The organism is Nocardioides insulae DSM 17944, assembly GCF_000422825.1.
Lineage (GTDB): Bacteria > Actinomycetota > Actinomycetes > Propionibacteriales > Nocardioidaceae > Nocardioides > Nocardioides insulae.
In genome coordinates this window covers 349,506-367,049 of sequence record NZ_AUGU01000013.1, presented here as the reverse complement: position 1 = coordinate 367,049, position 17,544 = coordinate 349,506, and the positions used below count along the sequence as shown (strand labels likewise).

17 protein-coding genes are annotated in these 17,544 nt (G+C 72.3%); 10 read left to right on the top strand and 7 right to left on the bottom strand.

The genetic code is table 11. The annotated features are described in order from the left end of the window. Window positions 1-53 precede the first annotated feature (53 nt). Window positions 54-2,186, bottom strand: coding sequence for a Stk1 family PASTA domain-containing Ser/Thr kinase (pknB, locus tag G515_RS19150; RefSeq protein WP_084652973.1), 2,133 nt, complete (start codon window positions 2,184-2,186; stop codon window positions 54-56). Window positions 2,187-2,287: 101 nt separating this feature from the next. On the opposite strand from pknB, the gene G515_RS0102360 reads away from it, so the two are divergent. The 3 genes from G515_RS0102360 to G515_RS19145 are packed head-to-tail and all read left to right on the top strand — an operon-like array spanning window position 2,288 to window position 3,575. After that, complete coding sequence (locus tag G515_RS0102360) at window positions 2,288-2,668, top strand: Rv2175c family DNA-binding protein (protein ID WP_028658836.1); 381 nt, start codon at window positions 2,288-2,290, stop codon at window positions 2,666-2,668. 20 nt (window positions 2,669-2,688) lie between these two features. After that, window positions 2,689-3,141 (top strand): guanyl-specific ribonuclease, encoded by a 453-nt coding sequence (locus G515_RS0102355; RefSeq protein ID WP_245565148.1) that lies wholly within the window; start codon window positions 2,689-2,691, stop codon window positions 3,139-3,141. Continuing rightward, window positions 3,138-3,575 (top strand): barstar family protein, encoded by a 438-nt coding sequence (locus G515_RS19145; protein WP_051217756.1) that lies wholly within the window; start codon window positions 3,138-3,140, stop codon window positions 3,573-3,575. Before G515_RS0102355 ends, G515_RS19145 begins: the two co-directional genes overlap by 4 nt. 34 nt (window positions 3,576-3,609) lie before the next feature. Here the strand turns inward: G515_RS19145 and G515_RS0102345 are convergent, their stop codons facing one another. Both G515_RS0102345 and G515_RS0102340 read right to left on the bottom strand, forming a co-directional pair. Beyond that, window positions 3,610-3,927, bottom strand: coding sequence for a hypothetical protein (locus tag G515_RS0102345; RefSeq protein ID WP_028658834.1), 318 nt, complete (start codon window positions 3,925-3,927; stop codon window positions 3,610-3,612). Between the two features lie 72 nt (window positions 3,928-3,999). Further along, window positions 4,000-5,601 (bottom strand): molybdopterin-dependent oxidoreductase, encoded by a 1,602-nt coding sequence (locus G515_RS0102340; protein WP_028658833.1) that lies wholly within the window; start codon window positions 5,599-5,601, stop codon window positions 4,000-4,002. Window positions 5,602-5,720: 119 nt separating this feature from the next. On the opposite strand from G515_RS0102340, the gene sigK reads away from it, so the two are divergent. Beyond that, window positions 5,721-6,335 (top strand): ECF RNA polymerase sigma factor SigK, encoded by a 615-nt coding sequence (sigK, locus tag G515_RS0102335; RefSeq protein ID WP_028658832.1) that lies wholly within the window; start codon window positions 5,721-5,723, stop codon window positions 6,333-6,335. Then, window positions 6,332-7,036 (top strand): anti-sigma factor, encoded by a 705-nt coding sequence (locus tag G515_RS22420; protein WP_051217755.1) that lies wholly within the window; start codon window positions 6,332-6,334, stop codon window positions 7,034-7,036. Before sigK ends, G515_RS22420 begins: the two co-directional genes overlap by 4 nt. Window positions 7,037-7,244: 208 nt before the next feature. On the opposite strand, the gene G515_RS0102325 is transcribed toward G515_RS22420, so the two are convergent. Together G515_RS0102325 and G515_RS0102320 are read right to left on the bottom strand one after the other, a co-directional pair. Beyond that, a complete protein-coding gene (locus tag G515_RS0102325) occupies window positions 7,245-7,820 on the bottom strand; it encodes a GNAT family N-acetyltransferase (protein WP_028658831.1) in 576 nt (191 codons plus the stop codon). Window positions 7,821-7,979: 159 nt separating this feature from the next. Further along, entirely contained in the window at window positions 7,980-9,059 is a 1,080-nt protein-coding gene (locus tag G515_RS0102320; protein ID WP_028658830.1) for a polyprenyl synthetase family protein, read from the bottom strand. An 83-nt stretch (window positions 9,060-9,142) separates the two neighbouring features. Between G515_RS0102320 and metF the strand changes: the two genes are divergently transcribed. Beyond that, window positions 9,143-10,042 carry a methylenetetrahydrofolate reductase [NAD(P)H] gene (gene metF / locus G515_RS0102315; protein WP_028658829.1) on the top strand — a complete coding sequence of 300 codons (900 nt, stop codon included), beginning with the start codon at window positions 9,143-9,145 and terminating at the stop codon, window positions 10,040-10,042. A gap of 21 nt (window positions 10,043-10,063) precedes the next feature. On the opposite strand, the gene G515_RS0102310 is transcribed toward metF, so the two are convergent. Both G515_RS0102310 and G515_RS0102305 read right to left on the bottom strand, forming a co-directional pair. Next, entirely contained in the window at window positions 10,064-11,401 is a 1,338-nt protein-coding gene (locus tag G515_RS0102310; RefSeq protein WP_028658828.1) for a phytoene desaturase family protein, read from the bottom strand. Between the two features lie 39 nt (window positions 11,402-11,440). Beyond that, on the bottom strand, window positions 11,441-11,965 hold the full coding sequence (locus tag G515_RS0102305) for a YbaK/EbsC family protein (protein ID WP_028658827.1): 525 nt from the start codon (window positions 11,963-11,965) through the stop codon (window positions 11,441-11,443). Window positions 11,966-12,020: 55 nt separating this feature from the next. Between G515_RS0102305 and G515_RS0102300 the strand changes: the two genes are divergently transcribed. From G515_RS0102300 to G515_RS0102285, 4 genes are all read left to right on the top strand, one after another. After that, on the top strand, window positions 12,021-12,500 hold the full coding sequence (locus G515_RS0102300; RefSeq protein ID WP_028658826.1) for a hypothetical protein: 480 nt from the start codon (window positions 12,021-12,023) through the stop codon (window positions 12,498-12,500). Between the two features lie 430 nt (window positions 12,501-12,930). Next, entirely contained in the window at window positions 12,931-13,266 is a 336-nt protein-coding gene (locus tag G515_RS0102295) for a DUF6504 family protein (RefSeq protein WP_028658825.1), read from the top strand. 12 nt (window positions 13,267-13,278) lie between these two features. Then, window positions 13,279-13,728: an SAV_6107 family HEPN domain-containing protein gene (locus tag G515_RS19135; protein ID WP_051217754.1), complete on the top strand. Its 450-nt coding sequence runs from the start codon at window positions 13,279-13,281 to the stop codon at window positions 13,726-13,728. After that, the gene (locus tag G515_RS0102285) at window positions 13,725-17,537 is read left to right on the top strand and encodes a DNA polymerase III subunit alpha (protein ID WP_028658824.1); all 3,813 of its coding nucleotides are present in this window, start codon (window positions 13,725-13,727) and stop codon (window positions 17,535-17,537) included. Before G515_RS19135 ends, G515_RS0102285 begins: the two co-directional genes overlap by 4 nt. Window positions 17,538-17,544 lie beyond the last annotated feature (7 nt).

Below are 17,544 nucleotides of genomic sequence, written 5' to 3'. Positions count from 1 at the left end.
GGGCGATGTCATGCCCATTCTTCGTGACGTGCGGTGCTCGCGAAGGCTCCCGTTCACACCAGGTAGAGGGTGACCGTGCTGCCCTTCGGGATCTCGGTGCCGGAGCCGGGGTCGACCCGGATGACGTACTTCAGGCCGACGTAGGTGGGGCTCTCCTCGACCTTCACCTCGAACCCCGCATCCTCGAGCTTCTCGGTCGCGTCGTCGACGCCGGAGGCGATCAGCCCTCCTGGCACCTCGACCAGCTCCGGTCCCTGTGAGACGACCAGCTGGACGGTGTCACCGCGATGGAGCGTGCCGCCCTGGGGCTGCTGGCTGATCACCTGGCCCTGGGGGACGTCGTCGGAGTACTCCTCACTGGTCTCCACCTTCAGGCCTCGGTCGGAGAGGGTCTCCTCGGCCTGCTCGGCCGACCGACCGGCCCACTCGCCCACCTTGATCGGGCGACGCCCCTTGCTCACCTCGATGTCGACGACGGTCTCGGGCCGCAGGACGGTGCCGGCCTTGGGTCGGCTGCCCATCACGACGCCGTCAGCGACGGTCTCGCTCCAGACCTCCCGGGCCTGGCCGAAGGTGAGGTGTGAGTCCGCGATGGCGTCCTGGGCCTCATCGACACTCATCCCGGCGAGCTTCGGCAACCGGTAGACCTCGGGCCCTCGGGAGAGCACCAGGGTCACCGTGCCGCCGTCGACCACCCGGTCACCCGGGGACGGGTCGGTGCTGACCACCTGGCCCTTCGGCACGTTGTCGGAGTACGCCGGATCGCCCACCTCCGCGGACAGTCCGGCGTCGGAGAGGGCCGCCGAGGCCTCCGCACGGGTGTCGCCGAGCACTCCCGGGGTCGTGGTGTAGCGGAGGAACCCGAACCAGTACACGCCGGCACAGAGCAGGGCCACCAGCAGCACCGCGATCGCTACCCGGAGGGGGCCGCGCCGGCTGGGGCGACCGCCGCCCCGGCCGGTACGTGGTCGCGGGGGCTCGCCCGGGACGTCGGCGTGATCGTGGTGCTCGGCCGGGCGCTCCTGGACCAGCATCGGCACGGTCGTGGTGGCGCCGTCGAGCCCGCTGCCGGACTCCGCCGGCTCGTAGTAGGAGTCGGCGACGCGTGCGGCGGGCAGCGCCAGGTCCGCGGTCAGTTCCTCGTCGTCGGGCAGTCCGTCGGCCAGGGCGCTGGTCACCCGGCGCAACTGATGCAGCATCACGCCGGCGTCCGCGAAGCGCCGGTCGCGGTCGCGAGCGGTGGCCCGCGCCACCAGCGCGTCGAGGTACGGCGGGGTGCCGGGCACGGTCGTGGAGACCGGCGGCACGTCGTGATGGACGTGGCGGTAGGCGACCTGGATGGGTGTCTCGCCGGCGTGCGGCTTCTGCCCGGTGAGCAGTTCATAGAGGATGACGCCGACGGCGTACACGTCGGCGCGGGCGTCCGCGCGTCCGTCGATGACCAGTTCGGGGGCGATGTAGGAGACGGTGCCGATCAGAGTGCCGGTGCTCGTGTGCTGGGTCTCCGCGCTCACCGCGCGGGCGAGGCCGAAGTCGGCCACCTTGACGTGGTCACCGGTGTGGGGGTCGGCGTTGATCAGCACGTTCTCCGGCTTGACGTCCCGGTGCACCATGCCGAGCCGGTGGGCCGCGGCGAGCGCCCCGAGGACGGGCTCCAACAGCGCCAGCGCGCGCCCCGGAGACATCGGGGCCTGCTCGGTGATCGTGTCTCGCAGGGTGTGCCCAGGCACCAGTTCCATGGCCAGGTAGACGGTGCCGTCGTCCTCACCCTGGTCGTAGACGGCGACGACGTTCGGGTGATTGAGCTTGGCGGCTGCCCGCGCCTCGCGCACGAAGCGCTCCGCGAAGGCCTCGTCGTCGCCCAGTCCCGTGTGCATCACCTTGACCGCGACGGTGCGGTCGAGGCGCTCGTCGTGTGCCTGGTAGACCGCGGCCATGCCCCCACGGGCGATCCGCGACCGGAGGCGGTAGCGGCCGTCGAGGAGCCGCCCGAGATGGGGGTCGCGGCCGACTCCCGAGGTACGCCGGGTGCGCTCGCCCGCGTCACCTGCCGGGCCGGAAGCGGACTCCTCGGTGCTCAGTCGTCGGGTGTGCTGAGGGCGTGCGGCATCGGCTGAGCGGGCATACCGGTCAGGGCGCACGTCGTCCTCCTGCGGCCGGTCGGGGAAGGAAACCGGAGCCCCCATCGTACGGAGCGCAGGCGGTGTTCCAGGGACCGACACCTGCTCGGCCGGTTCCAGCGCCACCGTGGGCACGGCGCGCGGTGGTCCGTGGAACGATGGGTGCCATGGATGAGAAGCGTCTGGCCGACCACGACCTCGCCGCCCTGGTCACCGACTGGATCGACTGGGCCGAAGCCGCCCGACAGTTGGGTGTCACCGTGGCCCAGGTCCGCACCATGATCCGTCGGCACGAACTCGCCGCCGCGGTGCCCACGCCCGGTGCGAAGGGCGCGGGCCAGATGGTGCCGGCCCTGTTCCTCCAGGACGGTCTCCCCGTCAAGGGACTGCCCGGTCTGCTCACGGTGCTGCACGACGGCGGTTTCGACGACCGGGAGTGCATCGCCTGGATCTTCCTGGATGCCGACCTGCCCGGACGGCCCATCGACGCGCTGCGGGAGAACCGTGGCTCCGAGGTCAAGCGGCGCGCCCAGGCGCTGGCCTTCTGAGCGGGCGGGGAGCCGGTCCGGTGGCACGGCGGAGCACGATCCGGATCGCGGTGATGCTGGGCGGGATCCTGGTCGCGGCACTGCTCGCCTGGCTGGTGACCGGGGGCGACGGCGGCTCCGATCCCGAGAGGGGTGGCGGCGAGGTCGCCGGGGTGGTGCCACCCGGTGCCGGCGAGACCGATGCCGAGTCGGGACTGCCCTGGATCGGTGCCAGCGAGTTGCCGGCCGAGGCCCAGGAGACCCTCGAACTCATCGACGCGGGCGGGCCGTTCCCCTACCCGGGCAAGGACGGCAGCACCTTCGGCAACTTCGAGGGCATCCTGCCCGAGCACCCGGACGGCTACTACGCCGAGTACACCGTGCCGACCCCGGGTGAGGACGACCGCGGGGCCCGGCGGATCGTCACCGGTGAGGGCGAGGAGTCCTACTGGACCGAGGACCACTACGAGAGCTTCGAGCGGATCTGGCGATGACCGGGCCGACCGGACTCGACGGACTGCTGAGCGGGGAGATCGCCCCCGGCCTCCACGTGTGGCGCAGCGCCATCCCCGTGGACCTGGTGCGGGTCGAGGCCGAGGCGGCCGGCTGGGGATTCGCCGTGGTCGCGCTCGACCCGGCCCCCTCCGAGGTGCACGGAAGCGCGAAGGCCGACGCCCTGACGGCGTTCAAGGCCGCCCTCGACCTTCCGGCGTACGTCGGTGCCAACCTGGACGCACTCTGGGACGGCCTGCGTGAGATCGCAGAACCGCTGCTCGTGCTCTGGGAGGGGTGGGAGCTGCTGGCCGAGGCCGACCCGCACGCCTTCCGCTCGCTGGTCCGGTTGCTCACCCGGCGGGCGCAGCAGGGGGGTTTCAGCGTGCTGTTGCGCGGCGACGGACCGGCCTCCGACCTGCCCGATCTGGGCTGACTCCTCACCGAGCCGTGCGGATTGCGCGGGCCGCTCAGCCCTGCGAGTCCTCCATCTCGTCGTCCATGTCGTCCATGGGGGACTCGGTCATCTCGTCGTCCATGGGGGACTCGGTCATCTCGTCGTCCATGGGGGACTCGGTCATCTCGTCGTCCATGGGGGACTCGGTCATCTCGTCGTCCATGGGGGACTCGGTCATCTCGTCGTCCATGGGGGACTCGGTCATGCTGTCCTCGGTGGTGCCGCTGCCCGGGTCGTCGGCGGTGTCGTCACCGCAGGCGGCGAGCCCGAACACGAGCACCCCCGAAGCGAGGGCGGTGGCGGCGCGGGTGAGGGGGCTGGAGAGTCGCATGAGGGCTCCTTCGTCGAATGTGGATCGATCGCTGTCACCGGGGGTTCGGAGCGATGAACGCCGCGGATGGGCCTACTCGACGTCGATCTCGCGACGGGGGTAGCCGGTGGCGCCGTCAGGGGCCACGCCGGCCTCCTCACCGGTCTGGGGGGTGCCGGTGGCATCCACCGCCCGGGCCTCCAGCACGTGCCGGCCGGGCTCGGCATCCCACTCCCAGACCCACTGCCGCCAGGTGTCGACGGTGTCCTCGGTGGCCAGCCGGGCGGCCTGCCACGCACCGCCGTCGACCCGCACCTCGACCGCGTCGATGCCGCGGTGCTGGGCCCAGGCGACACCGGCCACCGACACCCGTCCGGCCCGCACGGCGCCCTCGCCCGGGACATCGATGCGCGTAGCGGTCTTGATCGGCCCCTGCTCGGCCCAGCCGCGCTCGGTCCAGTAGGCGGAGAAGTCCTCGAACCTGGTCACCTCCAGCTCGGTGAGCCACTTGGTGGCCGAGACGTAGCCGTACAGGCCCGGCACCACCATCCGCACCGGGAAACCGTGCTCGAGCGGCAGCGGTTCGCCGTTCATGCCGACCGCAAGAAGGGCCTCACGCCCGTCGCGGAGCGCCTCCAGGGGCGTGCCGATCGTGATGCCGTCGGCACCCACCGAGCGCACCGCGTCGGCCTCGGGATCGACGCCGACGCGTGCGAGCAGGTCCTCGAGGCGTACGCCGAGCCAGGTCGCGTTGCCGGCGTACTCACCGCCCACCGGGTTGGAGACGCAGGTCAGGGTGACCCTCCGCTCCACCAGTGGGAGGTCGAGCAGGTCTCGGTAGCTCAGCTCGAGCGGGCGATCGACCAGGCCGTGGATCCGGAGCCGATAGTCCTCGACCGTGAGTCGAGGCGTCCGCAGGGCGATGTCGATCCGATAGAAGTCGGGGTTCGGGGTCAGATAGGGGGTGAGCCCCGGGACGCCGAGCTCGGCACCGCTCGGCACCGGTGCCGCGGGCACCGCTGCGGTCGGCAGGACCACCGCGCTCCTGCCGGTGCTCGGCCCGGTGCGCAGTTGACCGGCCCAGGTTCCGGCGACCCCCACCGCTGTCATCGCGGAGGCCGCCAGCAGGAAGCGTCGCCGGTCGAACCCGGGCGGGGCGGGCTCCTCCGCTGGGGCGAGCGTCGGGGTCGCCGCCGGGGGCGCCGCGACAGGGGCGGCGTCGTCGGCGGAGGCACGCCAGGGTCGCAGCAGCACGCGTAGCGCCACCGCGGTCACCGCCAGCGCGACCGCCCACGCAAGGCCGCTCGCCCAGGGGGTCGCCTCCGGCGAACGGTCGGCCAGCAGGGCGGCCGCATCGACCACGGCGAGCACGCCCAGGAGCGCGATGCCCAGCCAGTAGCTGCGGGCGCCGAGCAGTCCGACCAGCGCCAGCAGAGCCGTCGTCCCGACGAGGACCGAAGCCACCAGCACCGGTTTGTCCGCGGTGCCCAACACCTCCACGCTGCGCTCCTTGACCTGCTGCGGAGCCAGGTCGATCACCCGGTCGGCCAGAGCCACCACCGGTGAGGAGGTGGCACCGAGAAGGCCGGCGACCGCTTCACCGACCCCCAGACCGAGGGCGCCCGCGGCGACGCCGGCCGCGGCGGCGTACCACCGGGAGGGAGGAGAGGCAGGATGGGAGGTGGCAGGTTGCATATCCGGGGTTCGGTGCCGAGGCCACCTCCGGATGGGTCACCCATCCGAGTGGCCGGCTGCCCCGAACCACCGGTGTGACCAGCCATCCAGACAGAGCCACGACCGGGACGGAGGAGAGCGTGCCCAGACGCGGACTCCGCCTCGTCGACGGGACGCGCGGCGCCGATGAGGGGCTCGCCGCGGTGATGGCCGCGGTGGCCCGCGGCGACCTCGGTGCCTTCGAGCGTCTCTACGACGCCCTGGCCACCGCCGTCCATGCGGTGAGTCGCCGGGTGGTGCGCGACCCCGCTCTCGCCGAGGAGGTCACCCAGGAGGTCTTCGTCGAGGTGTGGCGGCACGCGGGTCGGTTCGACCCCGGGCGCGGTGGCGTGCGGACCTGGGTGCTCACCGTCGCGCACCGGCGCGCCGTCGATGCGGTGCGCTCCTCCCAGGCCGCCCGGGATCGTGAGCGCCGCGCGTCGTACCACGAGCCACCCCCGGCCGCCGGTCCCGACGAGGCGGTGGCCGAGGCGGAGGAGCGTCGCGGCGTACGCCGCTGCCTGGACAGCCTGACCCCGCTCCAGCGTGAGTCCGTCGAACTGGCCTACTACCAGGGCTACACCTACGCCGAGGTGGCGGCGCTGCTGGAACGTCCGCTGCCCACCATCAAGACCCGGATGCGCGACGGGCTCATCCGACTGCGCGACTGCCTGCACCGCGGTCTAGAGGCACCGGCGGAGGAGGGAGCCAGATGAACGGCGTGAACCCCGAGGCGCACACCCTGGTCGGGCCGTACGTCCTGGACGCGCTCGAGCCCGAGGAGCGGGCCGAGTTCGAGCGCCATCTGAGCCTCTGTGCCGCCTGCCGCGACGAGGTCGCCGCGCTGCGGGAGGCGACCGCGGCCCTGGCCGCCGACCTGTCCTTCGGCAGTGGTCCGCCGGAGCGGGTCCGGGAGAGGGTGCTGGCCGCGGCCGCGCAGACGCCCCAGCTCCCTCCGCTGGTCGCGGCGCGCCGTCCTACCTCCCGGCGCTCGCGGGCCCTGCGCTGGGCGGTCGGCGCGGCCGCGGCCGTGGTGCTCGCGGTCACCGGCGGGATCCTGGCCCAACCCTTGCTCGAGGACGAACCCGCCCCGATGACGGCCGCCCAGGTGATGGCGGCCCCCGACGCCCGCATGCACGAGATGGACACCTCGGAGGGCGACCTGATGGTCGCGATGTCACCCGAGATGCACATGGTCGCGGTCGACACGGCTGCGATGGCCGAGGAGGACGGCATGGTCTACCAGGTCTGGTGGGTCACCCCCGAGGGCGCCGAGTCGGCGGCCGTACTCGAGGGAGCGGACGCCGCTGCGGTGCCGATGGGCGAGGGGGAGCTCCAGGTCACGATGGAGCCTGCTCCGGGGTCCAGCGGGCCCACCTCCGACCCGTTGGTCACGATGGACGCCGACGAACTCTGAGTCCGGGACAGGTCGATGACAGAAGGGAACGTACGTCGGTGGTCCTGGCCGCCTCACACAGCCTCGATCCCTCCGATCCTGCGCCTGCTGCAGGCCACCATCCGGGTGCGCCGGGGGCGTTGTCGCACCTCGACGGGCTTCGGCACTCCGCCTTGCCGGCGCAGCCGTCGGGCGATGCTCGCGACGGCGGCGATCGGTGGCTCCAGGCTCAGTCCAGGTCTCGTCGCATGATCAGCCGCGGCATCCCGCTGGCCACGGCATCGGTGGTGCCGATCACGCGGAAGCCCGCGGCCGCGAACATCGACCTGGTGCCGACGAAGGACATGGTCACGTCCATCCGGCCAGGAGGATCGACCGGATAGGCCTCCACGGCCGGTGCGCCGTGGGCGGCGGCGTAGTCCACCGCACCCTCGAGCAGCGGCGCGGTCACCCCTTGGCGGCGATGGCCGCTACGCACCACCACGCACACGATGCTCCACACCGGTAGTTCGTCGACCGGCCGGATGAGCCGGGAGCCGGCCAGCCGAGTGTTCTCGGACCGGGGCCCGATGCTGCACCAGCCCACCGGCTCGCCGTCGCGGTAGGTCACCACCCCCGGCGGATGCTCACGCTCACACAGCCGACGCATCGCCAGCTCCCGGCTGCCGCCGCCGAGCTCCTCGATCTCGACGGGCCGCAGTCGGTGGGACAGGCACCAGCAGTGGTTGGGACGGCGAGTGCGGTTGATCACCTCGGCGAAGTCCTCGAAGCGGTCCGGTGTCACCGGATGCGTCTCCCACGTCATGGATCCACCTCACCACAGCCGTCCGGCACCGCAGGCGGATCTTCGGTCGAGAAGGCGGTGAGGACTGGCGTGCTCGTTCTCGTGGACCCCGTGCTCGTGCCTCGGGCCGAGCCTCGTCACGACGCGGCCTGACCAGACCGTCACTCCACCCTCGTGGGGTCAGTGGCTGCGCTGGGTTGCGGCCTGGGCCAGGGAGAGGAGTACGCCGCGGGCGCCCTCGTCGAGGTGCGCGCGCTCGAGGCCGGCCACGGCGACCCCGGTGAGCTCGGCGATGACGGACTCGACCTGCTGCTCGGCCCCACTGCCGCGAATGATCCCGCGGAGCCGCTCGACCTCCGCGGGGGTGAGGGGAGTGCCCAACGCGCGATCGAGGAGGACGGCGTCCTCGGGTGCGGCCGCGTCGAGGGTGAGCGCGACGAGCACCGTGCGCTTGCCCTCCACCAGGTCGTCACCGGCCGGCTTGCCGGTCACCTCCGGGTCGCCGAAGACGCCCAACTGGTCATCGCGCAACTGGAAGGCCTCACCCACGGGCAGCCCGAAGGCGCTCAGCGTGGCGAGGGTCGGCTGGTCGGCGCCGGCCAGCGCGGCGCCGATGTGCAACGGCCGCTCGACGCTGTACTTGGCCGACTTGTATCGCAGCACCGTCATCGCGGACTCGACGTCGGCGCGGCCGCGCGCCTGCACCGACACGTCGAGGAACTGCCCGGCGATCACCTCACTGCGGCATGCGTCGAAGATCCGCAGTGCCGCCGCGGTCGGCTCCGCGTCGAAGCCGGCCCGGCGGAGAAGCTCGTCGGCCCAGGTCAGGAGCAGGTCGCCGAGCAGGATGGCCGCGGCGACGCCGTACTCCCGGGGATCGCTGTGCCAGCCGGCGTCGCGGTGGGCCGCCTCGAAGGCCCGGTGGCTGGCGGGGCGGCCCCGCCGGGTGTCCGAGGCATCCATCACGTCGTCGTGCACCAGGGCGGAGGCCTGGAGGAGTTCGACCGCAGCACCCGCCCGGATGAGGGCCTCGTCCTCCTCCGGGGTCAGCTCCTCGCCGCGAACGCCGCGGTATCCCCAGTAGCAGAACGCCGCCCGCAGCCGCTTGCCGCCGCTGGTCGAGATCCGTGCCTCGGCGATCAGCCTGGCTGCGTCGGCGCCGAGCGGTGCCAACCGCTCGGCCTGCTCGTCGAGGAAGGCATCGAGCGCCTTCTGCACCCTGGCCCGGAATGCCTCGTCGTCCCACGGCGTCGCGCTCACGCGTCCACCCTAGGAGACGACACGGCAGGGTTGGTCCTCGGGACGAGTCCGGCTTCGCCGCCGATCCTCCCTACACTGCGGCTATGGCAATCGAGTCGCAGGGGATCGGTCAGCTCATCGCCGAAGGGGGGCGCAGCTTCTCCTTCGAGTTCTTCCCGCCCAAGGACGACGCCGGCGAGGTCGTCCTGTGGGACGCCATCTCCGCGCTCGAGCCCTACCGCCCGACCTTCGTCTCGGTCACCTACGGCGCCGGCGGCAGCACGCGTGACAAGACGGTCCGCGTGACCGAGCGGATCGCGCGCGAGACCTCGCTCCTGCCGATGGCCCACCTCACCTGCGTGGGGCACACGGCGACGGAGATCGACCAGATCCTCGATGCGTACGCCGAGGCGGGGGTGCGCAACGTGATGGCTCTGCGCGGCGATCCGGCCGAGGGCCCGCGGGCACCGTGGACCCCCACGGAGGGCGGCTTCACCTACGCCCGCGAACTGATCGAGCGGATCCGCGACCGCGGCGGGTTCGACATCGGGGTGGCGGCCTTCCCGGAGGGCCACCCCTCGGCCGCCTCGCTCGACCACGACGCCGACGTCCTCGTCGCCAAGGCGAAGGCTGGTGCCACCTTCGCGGTGACCCAGATGTTCTTCCGTGCCGCCGACTACTTCGGGCTGGTCGAGCGGGTGCGCGATCGCGGTGTCGACCTGCCGATCCTCCCGGCCATCATGCCGATCCTCAACCTGTCCGCGATCCGCCGTCAGGGCGAGCTGATCGGCACCTCCGTGCCGGAGGATGTCGTGGCCAGGCTCAGCGCCAAGGCCGGCGACACCCCGGAGGCCAAGGCGGCGGTCCGCGCCGAGGGCATCGCCGTGGCCACCGAGCTGTGCGAGGAGCTCCTCGCCGGCGGGGCCCCGGGTCTGCACTTCTACACGCTGAACCGGTCGAAGGCGACGCTGGAGATCTTCAGCCGGCTCAACGTCACGGTCTGAGCCAACAGCTGGCAGCCGGGCTCAGGCCGGGCCGATCAGCTGGGCGACCACCGCGGCCGAGAGGGCGACGAAGGGCAGCCCGGTGCCCGAGGTCGCGCTGGCACCAGCGGCGAACACCCCTGGGATCGGGGTGCGGGGACCGACCCGGCCGGCCGCGGTGCCGCGGCCGCGCCACTCCACACCGAGGGGCGAACCGTGCCACCGATGCACCAGTTCCCGCGGGGTGAGGTCGAGCCGGGTCTGCAGGTGCGGCCGTACGTCGACCCCGAGCCTCGCCATCGCCACCACGGGATCCTCGACGACCTTGCCCCTGACCAGCACGGTCCATGCCGTTGCACCCGCAGGGGCCTGACCCCCGTGACGGATCGTGAAGCTGGCCGACTCACCGTGCAGGACGGTCTCGTGCTCGAGCACGGGGAGTGCGGCCCGGGCGGCCGGGTCCTGGCGCAGGCCCAGGTGCAGGACGGTCGGCGGCGTCGCCGGCAGGCTGCGTCGTAGGGGGCCGGCCAGGGCCGGCAGCAGGCGCGGGTCGATCGCCACCACGACGGCGTCCGCGTCCAGATCACCGGCGGTGGTGCTGACCGCGGCCACGCGACCGGAGCGGGTGACCAGGTCTCGTGCCTCGACGCCGGTCAGGACCTCGACCCGTCGGGTCGTCAGTCGTCGGGTGAGTGCGTCGGCGAGCAGCGTCCCGAGCCCGGGACCGGTCGCGTCGTCGGCGCCGGCCACCCACCCTCCGAAGCGTTGCTCCAGATAGCCGGTCAGGCCGGCCCAGGCGGGCACCTGTCGGGGATCGTGCCCGTCGAGGACGAACGGGTGAGCGGCCACGGTGCGGAGCCTCCGGTCGGCGAAGGACCGGCGCAGCCGGCGGTGCAGCGTCTCCCGGGACTGCATCACCGCGGCGACCTCCCGGGGGAGGGGATCGGCGGCGGGCGCCTCGAACACGTGTCGGCGCAGCGTCTCCCAGGCCTCGGTGTAGGTGGCCACGTGGTCGACGTACGCGCGGCCCAGACCGGGCCCCAGCGCTTCCGCCGCCGCGAGTTGTGCGGCCCGGGAGGAACCGGGCAGGGCCAGCGCGCTGCCGTCCGGGAACCGGTGCTCCCGCAGGATCGGGCGGTGCCGCAGGTCCAGTTCGGCCTCCAACGGCCTTCCCGACTTGCGGAACAGGTCGCGCAGCGCGCCGGGCAGCAGGGTCAGGTCGACGGTCTCCCAGTTGAACCCGTCACGTCGTACGGGCAGCAGGGCGCCACCGAGGGTCCCGCTTCGCTCCACGAGGGTCACCTGGTGCTTGAGCTTCGCGAGACGGGCGGCGGCAGCCATGCCGCCTAGCCCGCCGCCCAGAACCACCACCCGTGCCACGGGCGGCAACCTACCGTGGCGGCCCCACCGGTCGGTGCCTCACTCCACGTCCAGTTCGGTGGCGCCGGTCAGGGTCAGCAGTTCGGCGTAGGTCGTGGAGAAGACCGCGGCGGGGTGTCCGGCCGCGGCCCAGATCTCCGGGTGCCGGGCCAGCCACGGGTCGAGGTAGGTGGGGATCGGTGCGGGATGCCCGACGGGGGAGACCCCGCCGATCACCTGGCCGGTGTGCTCGCGGACGAACTCGGGCGTCGCGCGCTTGAGTTTGCTCACACCGAGGCGTGCGGCGACCGCGCCGGTGTCGACCCGGTGGGCACCGGAGGTCAGGATGAGCACCGGTATCGGCTGGTCGTCGGCGGACCGGTGCTCGGCGAAGAGCAGACTGTTGGCGATCGCGCCCACCTCGCAGCCCAGCGCCTGGGCGGCGAGAGCGGCGGTGTGGACGCTGTCGGGCAGAATGACGATCCGGCCGGTGCCTCCGCGGTGTGCGTGTGCCTCGCGGAAGCGGACAAGAGCAGGATGGTCGGGGCCGAGGGCGGATCCGGAGGGGTCGGTGACACGATCCATGGCACGGACCCTAGTGGCTCGAACGCTGGTGGAGGACGAAGGAGTGGAAACGCCCATGGACGAGCGACCACGCTCGCTGATCTTGTCGCTGCGCGTCTTGACCGCCTTGATCGCGGTCGCTGGGGTCACGGTGATCCTGATGATGCTGCGCACCGACGACCTCCTCCGCTCCTGGGCCGAGGGCAACCCGGACGTGCGCGAACTGCTCGAGACCCAGGGTCTCGACGCCGTCCTGGAGGGCACGGTGCGGCCGCCGCAGATCGTCCCGGTGGCGATCGTGATGTGGGTGGTGATGACCGCCCTGCTGTGGCTGCTGGCCATCTTCGTGAGCAACGGTTTCGAATGGGCGCGGGTCGGGATCACCCTCCTGCTCGGATTCACCGCGATCGCGGCGGTCGGGTCGATCATGATCCAGCCGCCGGCCCTGTTCATCGGGTGCACGGTGGTGTGCATCGCGCTGGGAGTCCTGTGCCTGGTGTTCTTGTGGCACCCGGCCACCACCCGGTACATCCACGCGGACCCCGAAGCGGTCTGAGTCTCCCGACGTTCACCCTCGGGTGAGTCCCCTGCGTCAGCATCGGCCACTCGAGTCGGCCGCGTGGCTCTGCTCTGTCGGGCGCGCTCCGGTGCGCCCTGACGTGCCCTGTGCTCGAGTGGCACGGGGGTCCCGACGCCTCGGGTGCGGTATCTGCCTCCTCGAGGCGGACCCGCTCCGCCGTCCGAGGTCCGGCACCCCATCACGCGTGTGCCGTTGCCGTCCGGTCCGGTCCTGTCCCGCATGGCCTCGACTGCCTGTCCGCACCTGTCCCCACGGCCGGCCGACCGGTCTTGACGGAGGCCGATCGGGCCGGTGTACCGTAGAGGTGTTCGAACAGATGTTCGAACCCGGCTGGTGCTGGAGGCGACCTCGACCCCCGTCTCCGGCACGGCCGGTCCACGGGGTCGACGAGCCAGGGAGGCAGGCCATGAGGCGGTACGACGACCCCGTGGAGGTGCGGCGGGGAGAGGTGGCGGGCATCGAGGCCCCGGCACAGTTCCTGTGGCGTGGGCGGTTGTGGCAGGTGCGTGCCGTGACCGCGCACTGGGTGGAGACCGGGGCCTGGTGGCGCTCCGCTCCGGCCCGGGCGGCGCTGGGGCACTCCCTGGTCGAGGAGGAGGCGGCCGTGCCGGCCGGCGACCTGCTCGAGGAGTGCCAGGTGTGGCGGGTGGAGGCCTGGGGCGGGCGTGCCCGGTCAGGTGTCTTCGAGCTCCGCCTCGATCAGCGTGAGGGCAGCTGGCGGCTCGTCGGCTGCGCGGACTGAGGAGCGGTCGTGATGACGAAGGTTCCGCCGTACTCCGCTCCCGTGCCGGCCCCTGTCCCGGGCGCCAGCCACAGCTATCTGCTCCGGGCGGCCGAGTCGCTCAGCGAGGCGATCAGCACCCCCGAGGTGCCCACCCGTTACGCCTGTGCCCACGTGGCGGCCCTGCAGGCCGCGGCCGCGCTGTTGGCGGCCCGGGCGCGGCCTGTCGCGGGCAGGCGACCCCAGCAGCGAAACGCCTGGGTCCTGCTCACCGAGGTCGCCCCCGAGCTCGGGGAGTGGGCCGCCTTCTTCGCGGCCGGTGCGGCCAAGCGAGCGGCTGCGGAGGCCGGCTCGAGACATGCCGTGAGCGAGCGGGAGGCCGACGACCTCATCCGCGACGCAGACCGCTTCCTGGCCGTGGTGGAGAGTGCGTTGGGGCTCCTGCCGCATGCCTCGACGGCCACGATCCGTCGGGTGGGATGAGGATGCCGGGCGTCTTCCCCCACCTCCATGTCGCCTCCGGTTACTCCCTGCAGTACGGCGCCAACCATCCCGAGACACTGGTGGAGCGCGCGGCCGAGCAGGAGATGGATCTGCTGGCGCTCACCGACCGTGACGGTGTCTACGGCGCGGTCAAGTTCGCCAAGGCCTGTCTGCGGGCAGGGATCGCCCCGGTGCTCGGTGTCGAGCTCGGCTATCGCCCCACCCTCCCCTCCGCCGGGCCGGGTGCGGATCGGGCTCGTCCCTCCTCGCGCACCCCGGTGCGCGGCGGCCGCTTCCGGGATCCCCGGTTGCCGCGGGTGACCCTGCTGGCCGCCACCGACGGGCGGGGCGGTCAGGCGGGCTGGGCGGCACTGTGTCGGCTGGTCTCCGCGACCCATCTGGCCGGGGAGCGGGGCGCGCCGGTGCTCGACCTCGACCTCCTCGCCGAGACCGCCGGGGAGGCCCTCGCCGCCGGTGACCTCCGGGTGCTGCTCGGTCCGGCCTCGGAGGTGGGTGAGGCCGTCACCCGCCACCGCGGCGACCAGGCGCTGGCAGCGCTCGCGCCCTGGCGGGAGCTGGTGCCCTCCGCGCAGCTGTGCCTCGAGCTGGTCTCCCATCGGCTGCCGGCCCAGGGTGGCAGCTGGGGGCCGGGCAGCACCGCGCACGCCGCCCGGATGCTCGGCGTGGCTCGGCAGGCCGGGGTGAGCCCGGTGCTGACCAACGCGGTGCGTTACGCCGACCGCCGCGACGCGCCGGTGGTCGACGTCCTCGATGCGGCCCGCCGGCTGGTGGCACTCGAACGACGCCACCTCGACCGGGGCAACGCGGAGGGGTTCCTCAAGTCGGGCCGGCAGATGGCCGAGATCGCCGAGGAGATCACCCGTGCCGCCGGCGAGGGGTCGGCCCTGCGGCTGCTGGCCGACACCCGGGAGACGGCGGAGCGGTGCGCCCTCGACCCCGCGGCGGATCTCGGCCTGGGGGAGGTGCACTTCCCGGAGTTCGAACCGAGCCGGGGCGGTGGCCCGGGCGGGGAGGCAGTGAGCGCCGAGGAGATGCTCCGCCGTCGCTGTGAGGGGGCGATCGGCCGACGCTATGGCAGTGCTCCCCGGCAGGTGATCTGGAAGCGCCTCGACGACGAGCTCACCACGATCCGCACCCTGGGCTATGCCTCCTACTTCCTCACCGTCGGCGACGTGACCGACCTGATCCGGGAGATGGGTGTGCGGTGCGCGGCCAGGGGTTCGGGGGCCGGCAGCCTGGTCAACTACCTACTCGGCGTCTCCGGCGTCGACCCGATCCGGCACGGGCTGATGATGGAGCGTTTCCTCACCGTCCGTCGTTCGTCGTTGCCCGACATCGACCTCGACGTGGAGTCGGCCCGTCGTGCCGAGGTCTACGAGAAGATCCTCGACCGGTATGGAGGGGAGCGCTGTGTCTGCGTCTCGATGATGGACACCTACCGCGTGCGGCACGCGGTCCGTGACGTGGGCGCGGCCCTGGGTATGCCGCCCGGGGAGATCGACGCGATCGCGAAGGCCTTCCCGCACATCCGGGCGCGTGACGCCCGGCTCGCGGTGCGCGAGCTGCCCGAACTCCGCGCCAGCGGGGTGGGTGAGGCCCGGCTCGACCTGCTCCTCGACCTGGTGGAGCGACTCGACGGGTTGCCTCGCCATGTGGCGGTCCATCCGTGCGGGATGATCCTCTCCGACCGCACGCTGCTCGACCGCACCCCGGTCGAGGCGTCCTATGCAGGCTTCCCGATGAGTCAGTTCGACAAGGACGACGTGGAGGACCTCGGCCTGCTCAAGCTCGACGTCCTCGGCATCCGGATGCAGTCGGCGATGGCTCATGCGGTCGCCGAGATCAGCCGGGTCGACGGTGTCCAGGTCGACCTCGACGACCAGAGTCGGGTGCCGCTCGACGATCCCGCCACCTACGAGCTCATCTCCTCGGCGCGCACCCTGGGGATGTTCCAGATCGAGTCTCCCGGGCAGCGGGAGTTGGTCGGCAAGTCCGGCATCGAGAGCTTCGACGACATCGTCACCGACATCTCGCTGTTCCGGCCGGGGCCGGTCAAGAGCGACATGGTGACCCCCTATCTGGAGGCCAAGCAGGGGTGGCGGCTGCCGCGCTATCTCCATGATGACGTGCGGCCGGTGCTCCGGCCGACCCACGGAGTGGTGGTCTTCCACGAGCAGGTGATCCAGATCATCGGCGACCTCGCCGGCATCAGCTACGCCGAGGCCGACGAGCGCCGTCGCGCCCTCGGCGACGTGGAAGGGATGGCAGCGACCAAGGAGTGGTTCATCCCTCGTCTGCGTCGCCGTGGTTACTCCCCGGCCGTCGTCGACGAGGTCTGGCGGGTGCTGGAGGCATTCGCCTCCTTCGGGTTCTGTCAGGCGCACGCCGCCGCGTTCGCTCTGCCCACCTTCCAGTCCGCCTGGCTCAAGACGCACTGGCCGGCGCACTTCTTCGCCGGCCTGCTGACCCACGACCCCGGGATGTACCCCAAGCGGCTCATCCTCGATGACGCCCGCCAGTTCGGGATCGCCGTCCTCGGGATCGATGTCAACGCCAGCGGCCGGGAGTACCTCGTCGAACTGCTCCCGGAGGACGGGTACGCCCTCCGGGTGGCACTCAGCGAGGTCAAGGGGATCAGCGAGGCCGAGGTGCAGCGGATCCTGGCGGCTCGTCCTTACACCTCGCTCAGTGACTGCTGGCACCGCGCCCGTGTCTCCTCTCCGGTCATGGAGCGGCTGGTGCTGGCCGGTGCCTTCGATGAGATCTACGTCCTTCGTGACTCCGAGGTGAGCAGTCGGGGCCGGGTCACCCGGCGCGACCTCTTGCTCCAGGTCTCCGAGCTCGAGCGTCACTCCCGTGCGGTCGAGCGCGCCGGTCAGGGGCGCGGCATCACCCGGGGGGTGGGGGCTCGACGACGCATCCCCGACCAGCGGGGCAGGGCGGTGACCAACGCCGAGGAAGCAGCCGCCCGCAACAGCACCGACCCCCGGCTCCGCGGGGAGGCCGCCCGTCCCGAGCGGCATGCCCTGGCCGAGTCCGGGGTCTGGGCGCAGGCCTCGGCCCAGTCGCGGGCGACCCAGCCGCCGGCACCGGTCCGATCGGTGCAGCTGGCTCTCGACCTGGGCGATGATCCGGTCGAGGGCGAGGTGTCGGGTCTGCCCGAGCTGAGCGCTGTGGAGCGCACCAGGGCAGAGCTGGAGATCCTCGGCCTCGACGTGAGCCGGCATGTGCTCGACTCCTATGCTCCGTTCTTCGCGGCACTGGGCGTGACCCGCAGCAGCGAGCTGCTGCAGAGTCGGAGCAGGAGCTCGCTGCTCGTGGCCGGGGTGAAGGTCGCCACCCAGACCCCGCCGATCCGGTCCGGGCGCCGGGTGATCTTCCTGACCCTCGATGACGCGACAGGTCCGGTCGATGCCACCTTCTTCGACGATGCCCAGGGCCCCTACGCCGCCACCGTCTTCCACAGCTGGCTGCTCGTCGTGCGTGGGGTGTTGCGCCGCACCGGGCCCCGCGGTGTGTCGTTGCGTGCCACCGGTTGCTGGGAGCTGTCGGCGCTGCACGACCTGTGGCGGGCCCGCGGTCTGGAAGCCGTGCAGGCACAGTTGACCCGCCAGGTCGAGGAGAAGGAGACCCACGCACCCGAGCAGCGCCGGGTGCTGGTGCACTCCAGCGGGTTCACCATGTCGCCCTACGCCGACATCCGGCCGGCGGGTGAGGACACCAGGGCGCAGGTCGGGAGTCAGGTGGCTCGCCGGCTGTGGCACCGCTCACCAGGGAGCCCGGGATGAGCCTGCG

Bases quoted from the DNA above. Each gene is read 5' to 3' on its own strand.
- G515_RS0102285 (WP_028658824.1), top strand. From the start codon at position 13,725: ATGAGGATGCCGGGCGTCTTCCCCCACCTCCATGTCGCCTCCGGTTAC.
- G515_RS0102300 (WP_028658826.1), top strand. From the start codon at position 12,021: ATGGACGAGCGACCACGCTCGCTGATCTTGTCGCTGCGCGTCTTGACC.
- G515_RS0102295 (WP_028658825.1), top strand. From the start codon at position 12,931: ATGAGGCGGTACGACGACCCCGTGGAGGTGCGGCGGGGAGAGGTGGCG.
- G515_RS0102305 (WP_028658827.1), bottom strand. From the start codon at position 11,965: ATGGATCGTGTCACCGACCCCTCCGGATCCGCCCTCGGCCCCGACCAT.
- metF (WP_028658829.1), top strand. From the start codon at position 9,143: ATGGCAATCGAGTCGCAGGGGATCGGTCAGCTCATCGCCGAAGGGGGG.
- G515_RS0102345 (WP_028658834.1), bottom strand. From the start codon at position 3,927: ATGCGACTCTCCAGCCCCCTCACCCGCGCCGCCACCGCCCTCGCTTCG.
- G515_RS0102325 (WP_028658831.1), bottom strand. From the start codon at position 7,820: ATGACGTGGGAGACGCATCCGGTGACACCGGACCGCTTCGAGGACTTC.
- G515_RS19135 (WP_051217754.1), top strand. From the start codon at position 13,279: ATGACGAAGGTTCCGCCGTACTCCGCTCCCGTGCCGGCCCCTGTCCCG.
- pknB (WP_084652973.1), bottom strand. From the start codon at position 2,186: ATGGGGGCTCCGGTTTCCTTCCCCGACCGGCCGCAGGAGGACGACGTG.
- G515_RS22420 (WP_051217755.1), top strand. From the start codon at position 6,332: ATGAACGGCGTGAACCCCGAGGCGCACACCCTGGTCGGGCCGTACGTC.
- G515_RS0102340 (WP_028658833.1), bottom strand. From the start codon at position 5,601: ATGCAACCTGCCACCTCCCATCCTGCCTCTCCTCCCTCCCGGTGGTAC.
- G515_RS0102360 (WP_028658836.1), top strand. From the start codon at position 2,288: ATGGATGAGAAGCGTCTGGCCGACCACGACCTCGCCGCCCTGGTCACC.
- G515_RS19145 (WP_051217756.1), top strand. From the start codon at position 3,138: ATGACCGGGCCGACCGGACTCGACGGACTGCTGAGCGGGGAGATCGCC.